Annotated in this window: 11 protein-coding genes, 1 pseudogene and 2 riboswitches; of the genes and pseudogenes, 5 read left to right on the top strand and 7 right to left on the bottom strand. The window is 68.0% G+C overall.

The window, feature by feature from the left end; all coding sequences use genetic code 11:
• Positions 1-230: 230 nt before the first annotated feature.
• A riboswitch (cobalamin riboswitch) is annotated at positions 231-440 on the bottom strand.
• 146 nt (positions 441-586) lie between these two features.
• From BMY19_RS26760 to BMY19_RS26745, 4 genes are all read left to right on the top strand, one after another.
• On the top strand, positions 587-1,297 hold the full coding sequence (locus BMY19_RS26760; RefSeq protein WP_100253515.1) for an adenosylcobinamide amidohydrolase: 711 nt from the start codon (positions 587-589) through the stop codon (positions 1,295-1,297).
• A 19-nt stretch (positions 1,298-1,316) separates the two neighbouring features.
• Positions 1,317-1,525, top strand: a riboswitch (cobalamin riboswitch).
• Between the two features lie 139 nt (positions 1,526-1,664).
• Positions 1,665-4,478 carry a ribonucleoside-diphosphate reductase subunit alpha gene (locus BMY19_RS26755; RefSeq protein WP_244535025.1) on the top strand — a complete coding sequence of 938 codons (2,814 nt, stop codon included), beginning with the start codon at positions 1,665-1,667 and terminating at the stop codon, positions 4,476-4,478.
• Positions 4,479-4,540: 62 nt separating this feature from the next.
• Positions 4,541-5,656 (top strand): ribonucleotide-diphosphate reductase subunit beta, encoded by a 1,116-nt coding sequence (locus BMY19_RS26750; protein ID WP_100253487.1) that lies wholly within the window; start codon positions 4,541-4,543, stop codon positions 5,654-5,656.
• Positions 5,643-6,413, top strand: coding sequence for a (2Fe-2S) ferredoxin domain-containing protein (locus BMY19_RS26745; RefSeq protein WP_244535024.1), 771 nt, complete (start codon positions 5,643-5,645; stop codon positions 6,411-6,413). The genes BMY19_RS26750 and BMY19_RS26745 overlap by 14 nt, the downstream gene beginning before the upstream one ends.
• A 340-nt stretch (positions 6,414-6,753) precedes the next feature.
• Here BMY19_RS26745 and prpC read toward each other — a convergent pair whose 3' ends face one another.
• The 5 genes from prpC to aceA all read right to left on the bottom strand — a co-directional run bounded on the left by prpC (position 6,754) and on the right by aceA (position 11,011).
• Positions 6,754-7,938, bottom strand: coding sequence for a bifunctional 2-methylcitrate synthase/citrate synthase (prpC, locus tag BMY19_RS26735; RefSeq protein WP_100253485.1), 1,185 nt, complete (start codon positions 7,936-7,938; stop codon positions 6,754-6,756).
• Positions 7,939-7,949: 11 nt separating this feature from the next.
• On the bottom strand, positions 7,950-9,059 hold the full coding sequence (locus BMY19_RS26730) for an MmgE/PrpD family protein (RefSeq protein ID WP_100253484.1): 1,110 nt from the start codon (positions 9,057-9,059) through the stop codon (positions 7,950-7,952).
• Between the two features lie 80 nt (positions 9,060-9,139).
• Positions 9,140-9,376, bottom strand: coding sequence for a hypothetical protein (locus BMY19_RS26725; RefSeq protein WP_100253483.1), 237 nt, complete (start codon positions 9,374-9,376; stop codon positions 9,140-9,142).
• Positions 9,373-9,624, bottom strand: coding sequence for a hypothetical protein (locus tag BMY19_RS26720; protein ID WP_100253482.1), 252 nt, complete (start codon positions 9,622-9,624; stop codon positions 9,373-9,375). Before BMY19_RS26720 ends, BMY19_RS26725 begins: the two co-directional genes overlap by 4 nt.
• A gap of 76 nt (positions 9,625-9,700) precedes the next feature.
• Positions 9,701-11,011 (bottom strand): isocitrate lyase, encoded by a 1,311-nt coding sequence (gene aceA / locus BMY19_RS26715; protein WP_100253512.1) that lies wholly within the window; start codon positions 11,009-11,011, stop codon positions 9,701-9,703.
• A 146-nt stretch (positions 11,012-11,157) separates the two neighbouring features.
• Here aceA and BMY19_RS26710 point away from each other — a divergent pair, with 146 nt between their 5' ends.
• Positions 11,158-12,558, top strand: a complete 1,401-nt coding sequence (locus BMY19_RS26710; RefSeq protein ID WP_100253481.1) for a short-chain fatty acyl-CoA regulator family protein — start codon at positions 11,158-11,160, stop codon at positions 12,556-12,558.
• Positions 12,559-12,887: 329 nt separating this feature from the next.
• On the opposite strand, the pseudogene metE reads toward BMY19_RS26710, so the two are convergent.
• Together metE and BMY19_RS26700 are read right to left on the bottom strand one after the other, a co-directional pair.
• Positions 12,888-14,546: pseudogene (metE, locus tag BMY19_RS26705) on the bottom strand (5-methyltetrahydropteroyltriglutamate--homocysteine S-methyltransferase); the annotation flags it as partial.
• Between the two features lie 9 nt (positions 14,547-14,555).
• The coding region (locus BMY19_RS26700) for a transposase (protein WP_139215710.1) at positions 14,556-14,837 on the bottom strand (282 nt) is incomplete at its 5' end.

The following is a 14,837-nucleotide window of genomic DNA, read 5'->3' as shown; positions in this document are numbered from 1 at the left end:
CGCGACCCGCTCCATTGCGACGATACATCGGCTCTCGGAGTTCCGGCGCGAGGCGACCGGACGAGCCCGAAGGCCCGGTGTCGCGCGTGCGACGAAGAAAAATGTGCAGGTCTAAAGACGCGGGCGCGCAGGCAGTGGCACGTCACCGCGAACGAGGCCGGGCAGACCGCCTCCTCGCAGGATACGCTGCGACTCGACACCCGCCGGAACACCCCGCCCAGCGCGCTTCGCGTGCGACTACGACTGACGGCGGGTCTCCTGGCTCGCGGGTCGCCGTCTGCTCGTCGTCTTCCCCGGCGCAGGCCCAGTAACGTGATGACGAGAAGCCTGTCCGCTTACAGTTGCGGGGGCAGCCGCGGCATCGCGCCAGGATCGAAACCCGGCACCTCACCGCGTTTCCATTTTGCTGCCCGAAGGAAACCATCAAGTTTTTGACAGATGAGTTGATCCGCCAATCAATGCGTGGATTCGCATGCCGGTGGAATGTGTCTTAAGCGACACGCTTGAAACGAGAGGCAACTTCGGTTGCGCACCCTCATCCGCAAGGATGACATCGCACCTGCGGGACGACAGGATCGACGACGCCATGACGCTCCCGTTCCATGTCACCTTCGACCGCCCCTTCCTTGTCGCTGCCTTCGAAGAGCCGCAAGCGATGCTGAGTTGGGCCATGACCAAGCCCGGCTTCCGGACAGGCCGGACGGTCGCGTGGCTGGAAGTCCGCAACGCCGACCTTCCGCCTACCGTCGATCCCTTCGCCTTCCTTGACCGGAGGATGGCAGAGGCCGGCCTCGTCGATGCCATCGCGCTGATGACCTCCCGCGACGTGCGGCATCATCACTTCGCCCAGGCAGAGGTGGAGGGAATCACCGCGACATGTCTTGCGACGGTCGGCCTCTCGAACGGAGGACGGGTGGGCGTGCCGCGATCGGCGATGCCATCGCGGATCGGGACGATCAACGTCCTCGTCCACGTCTCCAGCACCTTGTCGGAGGCCGCCCTGGTCGAGACAATCTCGATCGCGACGCAGGCACGGACGGTGGCGCTGCTCGACCTCGGCCATCTTTCGGACGGCCATGTCGTCTCGGGGACGGGCACGGACTGCATCGTCGCGGCCGCACCGGCTCGCGGTGAAGCGGAGCGGTTCGCCGGCCTCCACACGCCCATCGGCGAAGCGGTGGGGCGCGCAGTGGGCGCGGCGATCACGGAGGGCGGCCGCCTCTGGTGCCGCGACTGGAACGCAAGCGCGAACTTTTCTGCTCCCCGTCATCCACAGGACGTGAACACAGCATCTTGAGTTTGTGGCGCATCTCCATACAATCCCTAGCGTTCGAGGTTCCCCCGGTCGTTTCGGTCGGGGGCTAAGAGGGAATCCGGTGAGCCCGCTGGGGTGACGCCGGAGCTGCCCCCGCAACTGTGAGCGGCGAGCTTCTGCCGAAGACGGTCACTGGCGTTCGCGTCGGGAAGGCCAGGCAGGGGCGACGACCCGCGAGCCAGGAGACCTGCCTCGATCGACGAACGTCTCTCGGGCGGGGTGTCCCGGTGGGTCGCATGGTCGGTGTACGCCCGTCGGCGTCGCATCGCGCAGGCGCTCCTTCGGCACGCGGCCCCCAATCATTGGGGTTTTGCACGTGTCTTCCCTTCATATAGATCCGCCCGTTGCCTTGGGGCAGCTACCAGGTCTTGCTGCGGAGCGGACATCCGCGACCGCCGAGCCTCCCTTCAGGGTGATCCGCCGCAACGGCGGCGTCTCGCCCTTCGATCCCGCAAAGATCGCCGTGGCCGTGACCAAGGCCTTTCTGGCTGTAGAGGGCTCCGGCGCAGCCGCCTCCCGCCGGGTCCACGATGTGGTCGCGCGTCTGTCCGACAGCGTCGTCGCCACCCTGACCCGCCGGGCCGAGGCGGAGCGCGCCTTGCACATCGAGGATATCCAGGACGCGGTGGAACTCGCGTTGATGCGCGAAGGGCACCACAAGGTCGCTCGCGCCTACGTCCTCTACCGCGAGGCTCGCGCCCAGGCCCGCCGGGAGAAGGCAGCCGAGGCAGGCGCGCAGGCCCCCGCGCAGACGTTGCAGGTGCGCGCTCCCGACGGCAGCCTCGCGCCGCTCGATGCCGCTCGCCTGGCGGCGCTGATGGCGGAAGCCTGCGCCGGTCTCGACGGAGTCGCTCCCGGGCCGATCCTCGCCGAGACCCTGCGCAATCTCTACGACGGAATCACCGCCGACGAAGTGGCGCTGGCCGGCATCATGGCGGCGCGGACCCTGGTGGAGCAGGAGCCGAACTACGCCAAGGTCAGCGCGCGCCTGCTCCTCGACCGGCTGCGCGGCGAGGCCCTGAGCTACATCTTCGCTTGCCCTGCTGCGGCGAGCAGCGCCGAGATGCAGACGCTCTACGCCGAGTACTTTCCGGCCTACCTTTCGCGGGCCGTGGAGGCCGGCCTAATGGATCCGGAACTGCTGCGCTTCGACACGAGCCGGCTCGCCGCCGCTCTGCGCCCTCAGCGGGATGGGCAGTTCGAGTATCTCGGCCTCCAGACCCTATACGACCGCTATTTCCTTCAGACCGGCGGGGTGCGCTTTGAGCTGCCGCAGGCCTTCTTCATGCGCGTCGCCATGGGGCTCGCCCTGCGCGAGGTCGACCGGGAGGCGCGGGCGATCGAATTCTACGACCTGCTCTCGTCGTTCGACTTCATGGCCTCGACGCCGACACTTTTCAACGCCGGCACCACCCGCCCACAGCTCTCCTCCTGCTTCCTCACCACGGTGCCGGACGAATTGGAAGGCATCTTCGGCGCAGTGCGCGACAACGCGCTACTCGCAAAATATTCGGGCGGCCTGGGCAACGACTGGACGCGGGTGCGCGGGCTGGGCTCGCATATCAAAGGCACCAATGGCGAGAGCCAGGGTGTCGTGCCTTTCCTGAAGGTCGCCAACGACACGGCGGTCGCTGTCAACCAGGGTGGCAAGCGCAAGGGTGCGGTCTGCGCCTATCTCGAGACATGGCACGTCGACATCGACGCCTTCCTCGACCTGCGCAAGAACACCGGCGATGATAGGCGGCGCACCCATGACATGAACACCGCGCACTGGGTGCCTGACCTGTTCATGCAGCGCGTCGCCGAGGACGGCAGTTGGACGCTGTTTTCGCCGGACGAGGTGCCGGACCTGCACGATCTCACCGGCCCGGCCTTCAAGGCGGCTTACGAGTCGCACGAGGCGCGGGCCGCGGCGGGCGGCGTCAAGGTGTTCAAACAGGTACGGGCCGTCGACCTGTGGCGGCGCATGCTGACCATGCTGTTCGAGACCGGCCACCCGTGGATCACCTTCAAGGACCCCTGCAACCTGCGCTCGCCGCAGGGCCATGCCGGAATGGTGCATTCCTCGAACCTCTGCACCGAGATCACCCTGAACACGTCGGACGACGAGGTCGCCGTCTGCAACCTCGGTTCGGTGAACCTCGCCGCCCATGTCACGCCGGAGGGGCTCGACCACGCCCGCCTGCAGCGAACCATCGCCACGGCGATGCGGATGCTCGACAACGTCATCGACATCAACTTCTACACGATACCGCAGGCCCGGCGCTCGAACCTACGCCACCGGCCGGTCGGCCTCGGCATCATGGGCTACCAAGATGCGCTCCACACCTTGCGCCTGCCGGTGGCGACCGACGAGGCGGTGGCCTTCGCCGATGCGAGCATGGAGGCGGTCAGTTTCCACGCGATCTCCGCCTCCTGCGATCTCGCCGCCGAGCGCGGGCGCTACCCTTCCTTCGATGGCTCGCTGTGGAGCCGGGGCGTGCTTCCGATCGACTCGGTGGAGATCCTGGCGGAGGCTCGTGGCGGCCTGACCCTTGACCGCTCCGCGCGCCTCGACTGGGAGAGCCTGCGAGAGCGCGTCCGCACCACCGGCATGCGCAATTCGAACGTGCTCGCCATCGCACCGACAGCGACGATCTCGAACATCTGCGGCGTCGCGCAGTCGATCGAGCCCGCCTACCAGAACCTTTTCGTCAAATCGAACATGTCCGGCGACTTCACGGTTGTGAACGCCGCCCTGGTGCGCGACCTCAAGGCCCGCGGCCTCTGGGACGCCGTCATGGTCTCCGACCTGAAATACTTCGACGGCAGCCTCGGGCAGATCGACCGGGTGCCCGACGACCTCAAGGCGCTCTATGCCACCGCCTTCGAGATCGACAGTGCCTGGCTGATCGAGGCGGCCGCCCGCCGCCAGAAGTGGATCGATCAGGCGCAGTCGCTCAACCTCTACATGGCCGAGCCCTCGGGCCGGAAGCTCGATGCCCTCTACCGGCTCGCCTGGGAGCGCGGCCTGAAGACCACCTACTACCTGCGCTCGCGCGGGGCGACCGCAGTCGAAAAATCGACCCTGCGCGGCACCGACGGGCGGCTCAATGCCGTCGCGGTGGCGGCGCCGGCCGCCTCGTGCAGCCTCGACGATCCGACCTGCGAAGCCTGCCAGTGACCGTCCTTCCCGGAGGCGCCACGCCTCCGGGTTCCCTTCGCTCCCGCTATCCCGGATCCGCCATGCTCGACTGGACCACGCCCTCCGCTCCCGCCCCCCTCACGCCTCCCGCCCCGCTTCCCTCGGATGGGACGGGGCTCGGCGCCATTCCCGCCGATCGCGGTCGCGTTCGCGTCGACGACAAGGCGATGATCAACGCCCGCGCCGACGTGAACCAACTCCTGCCGCTCAAGTACCGTTGGGCCTGGGAGAAGTATCTCGCCGCCTGCAACAACCACTGGATGCCGACCGAAGTCGGGATGCAGGCCGATATCGCCCTGTGGCATTCCCGCGACGGCCTGAGCGCCGACGAGCGCCGGGCGATCAAGCGCAACCTCGGCTTCTTCGCCGCCTCGGAATCGCTGGTAGCCAACAACATCGTGTTGGCGATCTACCGCCACCTGACCAATCCCGAATGCCGGCAATATCTGCTTCGGCAGGCTTTCGAGGAGGCGGTACACACCCATACCTTCCAGTACATAGTCGAGAGCCTCGGCCTCGAAGAGGGCGAATTGTTCAACATGTACCGCGAGGTGCCCTCGATCACCGCCAAGGCGGCCTGGGCGCTCAAATACACCCAGCACCTCGACGACCCGTCGTTCAAAACCGGTACGCCGGAGGCCGATCAAGCCTTCCTGCGCGATCTCGTGGCGTTCTATGTCGTGTTCGAGGGGATGTGGTTCTACACCGGCTTCGCGCAAATCCTGTCGCTTGGGCGGCGCAACAAGATGATCGGTATCGCCGAGCAGTATCAGTATATCCTGCGCGACGAGAGCCTGCACCTCAATTTCGGCATCGACGTCATCAACCAGATCAGGGCCGAGAACCCGCATCTCTGGACGCCCGCTTTCCAGGACGAGATCCGGGGCATGCTGTCCGAGGCGGCGGAATTGGAGGCTGCCTACGGGCAGGACACCATGCCTCGCGGCTTTCTCGGCCTGAACGCGGCTCTCTGCGAACAGTACATGCGCTTCATCGCCAACCGGCGCTGCGCCCAGCTCGGCCTGAAGGCGGTCTTCCCCGAGACCGAGAACCCGTTTCCCTGGATGTCCGAGGCGATGGACTTGAAGAAGGAAAAGAACTTTTTCGAGACGCGGGTGATCGAGTACCAGAGCGGGGGCGCCCTTGCCTGGGATTGAGGCCGGCGGCATCGCCGTGGTGCTCGTGGCGCGCAGCGCGATCGCGGCGGCACCGCGGGCGGAGATGGAGCGCTTGGCCGGGCAAGTCTCCGGCCTTCACGAGATCGCGCTTGCGACCTACGCCTTCACCGAGCAGGGGCAGCCGGCCCTGCGAGAGGTGGTCGCGAACCTGCGGCGCCGACCCTTCCGCGAGATCCGCCTCGTTCCGCTCCTGTTCCCGATGGAAGCGAGCTTCCGGGCCTGGATCGGGCGCACGCTCGCCCGGTGGCAGCTGGAATGGGATACGGAGGGGCCGGCGATCCGGATCGGCCCGGGCCCCAATGCCAGCGAACGCCTGACGGATCTGGTTTCCGACCTCGTGGAGACGGCCGGCCGGGAAAAGCCGTTCATGCCCGCCGAGCACCCGGCCACCACTGGATCGGTGGTCGCGGCTGCTCACCGCCGCGTCCTCGTCTGCCAGGGCGGCCCGTGCAACGAGGCCGGCGCCGCGGCAATCTGGGGGCACCTGCGCAACGAACAGGAAGGTCAAAGCCTGCGCACTGCGGGATCAGGGATGATGAGCGCGACGACGAGCTGTCTCGGCCCGTGCAGCCTCGCGCCTGTCGTGCAGGTCTGGCCGGAGGGAACGGTCTATGGCGGCGTCAACGAGGCCGGTATCGACGCCATCATCCGCGAGCATCTCCTGGGCGACAGACCGGTCGAGTCTTTGGCCTACCCGGCCAATGGCCGCAAGCAGGCTCTGCGATTGCGCGAGTGAGGTCGGTGACCCCGGTTGAACACGAGATCGACGGCACCCCTCCGGCGACCCACGTAACGATCCGCACCCGGGTCCGCAGGAGCCGCGCGACGAACGGGCGGTGGTTGCTGTTGCAGGGGCGCGGCAGGCGGGCCGGCCAGACGCACACCGTCCGGGCGCTGACCGGCCACCAGATCAGGCTCGCGGGCCAGAAACGCTCAGGGGAGCCACCGTAAGACATCGACGCAACGTCTCTCGCTTTCTTGGATAGTGCGGAGCGGAGTGCTCGCACACGAACGGCGCAGACCCCGCAACGCTGCGGGATCCGCGTTGACAGGAGGTATCGTTTCGGCCTGCGGCCTCAGACGACCTGCGACAGAGCGACAATGGACGCGGCGCGGGCAGCCAGCGGCACGAACGGGCGGTTCTCCGGTCCGACGTAGTTGGCGGAGGGCCGGATGATTTTCTTGTCCGCCCGCTGTTCGATCACGTGCGCGCACCAGCCCGAGGTGCGGGCCATGACGAAGAGCGGCGTGAAAAGCGGTGTCGGGATGCCGAGCAGGTGGTAGGCGACGCCGCTGTACCAGTCGATGTTGGCGAACATCTTCTTGCTCTCGCCCATGACCGCTTCGACGCGCTCCGCGATTGCCAGCAACTCGCCCTCGCCCGAGTCCAGCGCCAGCGTGCGGGCCACGTCGTGAATGATGGCGTTGCGCGGGTCGGCCACGGTGTAGACAGGATGGCCGAAGCCCATCACCACCTCCTTCGCCTCGATCCGGCGGCGGATGTCGGCTTCCGCTTCGTCCGGGTCGGCATAGCGCTTGAGGCTGTCGAGGGCGATCTCGTTGGCGCCGCCATGCTTGGGGCCGCGCAGGGCGCCGATCGCGCCGGTGATCGCGGAATAGAGGTCGGCGCCCGTTCCGGCGATCGACCGGGCGGTGAAGGTCGAGGCGTTGAACTCGTGCTCGGCGTAGAGGATCAGCGAGACGTGCATGGCGCGGCGCTCGATCTCGCTCGGTGCCCGGCCGTGCAGGAGGTGCAGGAAATGCGCCCCGATAGACTCGTCGTCGGTCTCGACCTCGATCCGGCGCCCGTGCCGCGTGTAATGATGCCAGTAGAGCAGCATCGAGCCGAGGGAGGCGAGCAGTCGGTCCCCGATCTCCCGGACGCCGGCAGCGGTTTGCTCTGGTGCCTCCGGCAGGACGCAGCCCAGCGCCGAGACGCCGCTGCGCAGCACGTCCATCGGATGGGCCGCCGCGGGTAGTGCCTCCAGGGTGGTGCGGACGATGGCGGGCAGTCCGCGATAGCCCTGCAACCGACGCCGATAGGCGGCGAGCTGAACGGTGTTCGGCAGGCTCCCGTGGATTAGGAGGTGGGCGATCTCCTCGAAGGTGCAGTCGCGGGCGAGGTCGCGGATGTCGTAGCCGCGATAATGCAGGTCGTTGCCCGACCGGCCGACAGAGCACAGGGCGGTGTTGCCCGCCTGGACGCCGGACAAGGCGACGGACTTCTTCGGGGCGGCGCGAATCGCGGTGACTGTCTGCACGGGCGTTTCCTTCAGGTGGGTTCGACGAGGCGGAGGGCGGGAGCGGGGCGCGTCGGGAGCGGCGGGGTTCCGGTTCGCCCTTCGAAGAGTCCGACGCGGCGGGGAGCGGGGAGCGACCCGGGCGGAACGGAGAAGGTCAGACCGAACAGGTCGTTGGCCGAGAGCCGCGGCAGCCGATGGACCGTGTTGAGGAAGCGGTCCTGCTCGAAATCTGGGACGACATCAGCGCAGCGCGCGCGGAAGGCGTCGTCCGGCCGCCGGAGCGTTCGCGCAGCCGGACTGCCGTCGCGGATCGCCGTGCGCGGGGCACCTCTGGCGGGAAGACGTATTTCGTACTCGGCGGCCTCGCCTCGCAGCATCCAGGCGAAGATGCCATCTTCACCCTCGTAGGCCGGTGCCGGCGTGGGCGCACCGCGCATGGCCCGATCGACTGCCTCGATCGCGGCCTTGCCGGCAAAGGCCGGCGCCGACGCCCGCCACCAGGAGAGATCCCTTCTCGGCGGCGGTCGTGTTGCGGTGACGTCGAGCGCCGCCCGAATCGCCCGGTCGATGGTGTCGACCGGAAGCGCGAGCAATGCGCCGATGCCGGCCGCCACCGCCGGCGCGAGATGTATGGCCGTGTCGAGGCCGTGCTCGTTCGCGCCGATCCCGCGCGCCAGGGCGGTCTGCACCTCGGCCGCCGCTGCGATGCCGCGGATGAGGTCGGTGCCGCTGCGATCGCAATGCTGGGCCACTGCCAGGATCGGCCCGATGCTGTCGAGCGGCTGCGCGTCGCCGCCCGAAACGGCGCTATCGTGACCGCGGGCGTCGCGCACGGCGATGCCGTTGGCCCAAGCGGCCCAGTCCGGCGAGACCCGCCTATGGATCGACAAGCCATAGACAGTCGCGCCGGGCCGTGCGGAGTGCAGGGCCGCCTGCACCCGGGCGCTCATTGTCGCTCCGCGTGCTAGGGCGGCGGCGGCGCGGGCGGCGTTGTCGATGATACGCTCGCCGATTATCGCGACGGCCTCGGCCGGGACTGGTGCCCGATCGGCGGCGACCTCCGCCAGCGCCCAGGCGAGCTGGCGGTGATGCTCCAGCGGCTCGGCAGAGTGATGCGTTCGAACGCGCAGTACGGGCATCTCGTGACCCTTCTCGAGAACCGGAGACCAAGGCGAGCCTCCTCCGGTTGGTGCAGGGATCGTCGTGCTGGCGGGGGGTGTCAGCGCCCCCTGTAGGGTACTCGCAGAGGCGGGTCCGATTCCGGCCAGCCTCTACATCCGTCGTCGATGAGCGCCACGATGACCTCGGGCTTCTCCAGGACGGTCAAGAGGGCGCTCGTCACCGTGCGGATCACGGCACCCGGACCGTTCCCCGCAGGCTCGCGGCCGATCGACTCGATCGCCGCGGGGTTGAGGTAGAGGCTGTGGCCATCTGCCTTGTCCGTCAGCCGGATCATGCTGCGGCCTGATCGGTGACGTCGGCCTGTGCCTCCCGCACGCGCACCAGCGGCACCATCTGGTCGCCCCAGTTGCCGCTGCCGTCATGGTGCCGGGAGGCCCGCACCAGTTCGACCGACAATCCGGCGTCGACGGCGCGGATCACGGCGAGATTGAGGTGATGGACCGCATCCGCCATCCGGCGCAGAGCACGATCCTGATCGGATTCGGCAGGCTTGAGCAGGCGCGAGAAATCGGGCTCAGACATGGTCGGGCTCCTGGTTATGGGCGGGAGGCACCGCTCGGCGGACAGGCCGGGCGGCGACGGGTTCATGCCGTGCGCGTCACTCCGCGGCGATCGCCGCGGGGGCAGGCTTGCCGTCCTCGAACTGAGCGGACTCGGTGGAATGCGCCATGGCGGTGGTGGAGGAGGCGCCGCCGGTGATCGCTAGGGACACGGCGTCGAAGTAGCCGGTGCCGACCTCGCGCTGGTGGCGCGTGGCGGTGTAGCCGTTCGCCTCGGAGGCGAACTCGGCCTCCTGCAACTCGGAATAGGCCGCCATCTGCCGCGAACGGTAGCCGCGGGCCAGTTCGAACATGCCGTGGTTGAGCTGGTGGAAGCCGGCCAGAGTGATGAATTGAAAACGGTAGCCCATCGCCGCCAGCTCGCGCTGATACTTGGCGATGGTGGCATCGTCCAAGTTCTTCTTCCAGTTGAACGATGGGGAGCAATTGTAGGCGAGCAGCTTGTCCGGATGCGCCCGGTGCACCCCTTCCGCGAAGCGGCGGGCTTCGTCGAGGTTCGGCTTCGAGGTCTCGCACCAGATCAGGTCGGTGTAGGGCGCGTAGGCGACGGCGCGGGCGATGCAGGGCTCCAGGCCGTTGCGTACCCGGTAGAAACCCTCGGCGGTGCGGCCCGCCTCGTAATCCACGAAGGGCTGGTCGCGCTCGTCGATGTCGGAAGTCAGGAGCAGGGCGGCTTCCGCATCGGTGCGGGCGATGACCAGGGTCGGCGTGCCCATCACGTCGGCGGCGAGCCGCGCGGCGGTCAGGTTGCGGATGTGGGCCGCGGTCGGGATCAGCACCTTTCCGCCGAGATGGCCGCACTTCTTCTCCGAGGCGAGCTGGTCTTCGAAATGCACGCCCGCCGCGCCGGCCTCGATATAGGCCTTCATGATCTCGAAGGCGTTGAGCGGGCCGCCGAACCCGGCCTCGGCATCGGCGACGATCGGCGCGAACCACGTCTCGACGCTGCGCGCGCCTTCCGCATGTTCGATCTGGTCGGCGCGCTGGAAGGTGCGGTTGATCCGGCGGGCGAGTTCCGGCCCGGCATTGGCAGGGTAGAGGCTCTGGTCGGGATACATGGCACTGGCGGTGTTGGCATCCGCCGCGACCTGCCAGCCGGAGAGATAGATCGCCTTGAGGCCGGCCCGAACCATCTGCATGGCTTGGTTGCCGGTGACGGCGCCGAGCGCGTTCACGAAGGGCTCGTCCTTCAGGAGTTGCCACAGCCGGTTCGCACCTTCCTCGGCGAGGGTGTGCCGGATCCGCACGGAGCCGCGCAGGCGCTCCACCTCGGCGGGGGAATAGGGACGCTCGATGCCCCGGTAGCGGTCCTCGGCGGCCGCCGGGACGAGATCTCGGAAAGTCGACACGGTCATATTCTCCTCGCCTTGCGAAGCCCCTTGCGCTGGAGGCCGGCTAGGTGAAAAGCATACTTTCATCAGTAGCTTGAAGGCCTGAATTAGCGAAGATCCGTCTCGGTTTCAGGCTGGTTCTGCGAAGTTTGCGAAGGTGACGCGTGAAAAAGGTCTTCGTCGGCGGACGGCTACGGCGCCTGCGCGAGGAGAGGGGAATGACACAGGCGGCCCTGGCCGCCGCCCTCGATCTGTCGGCGAGCTATCTCAACCAGATCGAGAAGAACCAGCGCCCGCTCACGGTGCCGGTGCTGCTGCGCATCAACGCGGCCTTCGGGGTCGACGTGCAACTGTTCTCGGAGGGGGACGAGGCGCGGCTGTTCGCCGAACTGCGCGAGATCCTGTCCGATCCGCAGGTCGGCGAGGCGAGTTCCGCGACCGAGATCCGCGATCTCGTCGCCAACATGCCCGGCATCGCCCGCGCCTTGACGATTCTGCACCGCCGTCTCCGCGGCGAAACGGACCGGGCCGAGGCCCTGGTGGCGCATCTCGGCCTGCGCTCCGGTGAAGGCGTGTCGGACCAGCCCGCGGCCTTCGAGGCAGTCCGCGACTTCTTCTACGCCCATCACAACTACTTCGATGCGCTCGACACGCACGCCGAGCGGTTGTTCGGTGAGGCCCGTCTCGGGATCAGCGAAACGGAAACCGGCCTCGCCCGGTACCTCGCCGGGCGTCACGGCATCCGGATCGCGATGGCGGACGAGGGGCCGCTGCGCGTCTGGAACGAGGCCGAGCGCTCGCTGCACCTGCTGCGCCGGCTTTCCCCCGGCCAACGTGCCTTCCAGATGGCGACGCAGCTCGCGCTGATCGAACTCGACGGACCGATCGACGCGCTCGCCCGCAGCGCCGGAGGCGGCGAGACCCACCGCCTGGCGCGGATCGGGCTAGCCAACTACGTGGCGGGGGCGCTGATCATGCCCTACCGACCGTTCCTGGCCGCGGCCGAAAAGCTTGGATACGACATCGAGTGTCTCTCCGAGCGGTTCGGCGTCGGCTACGAGGCGATCTGCCATCGCCTCAGTTCGCTCCAGCGGCCGGAGGCGCGGGGCGTACCGTTCTTCCTCATCCGAGTGGACCGCGCCGGCAACATCTCCAAGCGGCAATCGGCAACCGACTTCCATTTCTCGCGGGGCGGCGGCACCTGTCCCTTCTGGAACGTCTACGAGGCCTTCGCGCAGCCAGGCCGGGTCCTCACGCAGATCGCGCGGATGCCGGACGGGCGCGCCTACCTCTGGGTCGCCCGCACCGTGGAGCACGGCACGCCGGGCTACGGCGCCCCGCGAAAAACCTTCGCCATGGCGCTGGGCTGCGACCTGCGCCACGCCGACAGGCTGGTCTACGCCAAAGGGCTCGATCTCTCGGACCCCAACGCCGCGACGCCGATCGGTGCGGGCTGCAAGGTCTGCGAACGCGAGGCCTGCGTGCAGCGTGCCTTTCCCTTCGTCGGCCGGCCGCTGGCGGTGGACGAGACCCGGAGCCTCCATGCCCCTTATGCGGGTGGCTGACGGTCGGAGAACCGAGATTGCGATGCGCCCTCTCGCTCGCGTTCCCGGGCGAGGTGGCATTGCAGGGCGACGAAGCCGGCGCGCTCGGCCATCCAACGGGTGGCGTAGGCATATCCAACGAGATCCAGCGGACCGTCCGGCGAGACGATCCGCCAGCGGAAGAGTTCGGGATGACGGGGGCAAGAAACGACGGCGACCGTGAAGGCTACGCCGGGATCATGTGAGGACATCGGGACCGACGCTTCGTCGCTGGGAGAGCGGCCCCGGTCGATCCGGGGCCGCGTTCGTTCAAGGGAAGCGGGTGTTCGCGCCACCCGCTCCCCCTCGCGTCATCGGGCAGAGTCCCGCAAGGTCTGGGCTGCCGCGACCATGTTGACGAGGGCCGGCTTCACCTCGGCCCAGCCACGGGTTTTGAGGCCGCAATCCGGGTTCACCCAGATCTGGTCCGGTTCCAGTCGCTCCCGCGCCCGGCGGAGCAGGTCGACCATCTCGGCCGTCTCAGGCACCCGCGGAGAGTGGATGTCGTAGACGCCGGGGCCGATCTCGTTTGGGTAGCGGTAGCGCGTGAAGGCGCCGAGCAACTCCATGCGCGAGCGCGAGGTCTCGATCGAGATCACGTCGGCGTCCATGTCGCCGATGGCGCCGATGATGTCGTTGAACTCCGAGTAGCACATGTGGGTGTGGATCTGGGTCGCGTCGTGCACGCCCGAGGCGGCGATGCGGAAGCTCTCGATCGCCCAGGCGAGGTAGCCCGCCCAGTCCGCCTTGCGCAGGGGCAGGCCCTCGCGGAGGGCGGCCTCATCGATCTGGATGATCCGCGCGCCGGCGCGTTCCAGGTCGACGACCTCGTCGCGGATCGCCAGGGCGATCTGCCGGCATGCGGCGGAGCGCGGGATGTCGTCGCGCACGAACGACCAGTTCAGGATCGTCACCGGCCCGGTGAGCATGCCTTTCATCGGCCGGTCGGTGAGCGACTGCGCGTAGCGCCACCATTCCACGGTCATCGGCTGCGGGCGGGAGACGTCGCCGTAGAGGATCGGCGGCCGCACGCAGCGCGAGCCGTAGGATTGCACCCAGCCATGCTTGGTGAAGGCAAAGCCGGCCAATTGCTCACCGAAGTACTGCACCATGTCGTTGCGCTCGAACTCGCCGTGGACGAGCACGTCGAGGCCGATCTCTTCCTGCCAGCGCACCGCGCGTCCGGTCTCCTCTTGAAGGAAGGCACGGTAGCCTTCCGCGTCGAGGCTGCCCTTGGCATAAGCCGAGCGGGCCTTTCGAACCTCGGCGGTCTGCGGGAACGAGCCGATGGTCGTCGTCGGGTAGGCGGGCAGGCCGAGGCGCTCGCGCTGGAGCGGACGCCGCTTCTCGAACGGGCGTGTACGGCGGGCCATCGTTTCGTTCACGTCTTCCGCGCGGCCTGCGACGGCGGGGTCGTGGATGCGCGGCGAGGTTGCGCGGGCGGAGGCAGCTGCGCCGGACGCCTTGAGGTCGTCGGCGACGGAGGACCGGCCGTCCACCAGGGCGCTCCGCAGCACGCCGAGTTCGTGCATCTTCTGCACGGCAAAAGACAACCAGCCCTTCAACTCGGGATCGAGGTCGGTCTCGGCTTGCGTGTCGTAGGGGACATGCAGGAGAGAGCAGGAGGGCGCGAGAGCCAGACGCTCGGCTCCGCGCTTCGCGACGATCGGCTCCAGGCGGTCGAGAAGCTCGGGCAGGTTCGCCCGCCAGACGTTGCGGCCGTCGATGACTCCCAGCGACAGGACGAGGTCCGGCCGCGCACGGGCGAGCGCCGGTTCCAGCTGTTCCGGAGCCCGGACGAGATCGAGGTGCAGACCCGCCACCGGCAGCGACAGCGCCGCGTCGATGTTGTCGCCGAGCCCGCCGAAATAGGTGGTCAGGTGCACGGCGAGTTCGGGCACTTCGCGCGCGATGATCCTGTAGGCGGTGTGAAGAGCTGTGTGGGCCTGCGCGCCGATGTCGAGGACTAGGGTCTGTCGTCACCTGAGGTGATCTATTGCGGCGGCGAGGCAGAGGACGCCGCTGAAGCTGGCGGCGGTCTTTTCGTAGCGCGTGGCAACGGCTCGCCATTCCTTTAGCCGTGCCCAGAGCCGCTCGACGATGTTGCGGTTGGTGTAGATCCATTCTGGGCAGCGCGCGGGAGCCTCGTTGCGCTTGGACGGGATGGCAGGTTTTGCCCCGGCGTTTCGGACGTGCTGCCGGAAGCGGTGGCTGGAGTAGCCCCGATCGGCCACGATCCATCCCGGAACGCCCGGTAGATG

It is taken from the genome of Methylobacterium sp. UNC300MFChir4.1 (genome assembly GCF_900110155.1).
Lineage (GTDB): Bacteria > Pseudomonadota > Alphaproteobacteria > Rhizobiales > Beijerinckiaceae > Methylobacterium.
This window is presented reverse-complemented; position numbering and strand designations above follow the sequence as displayed.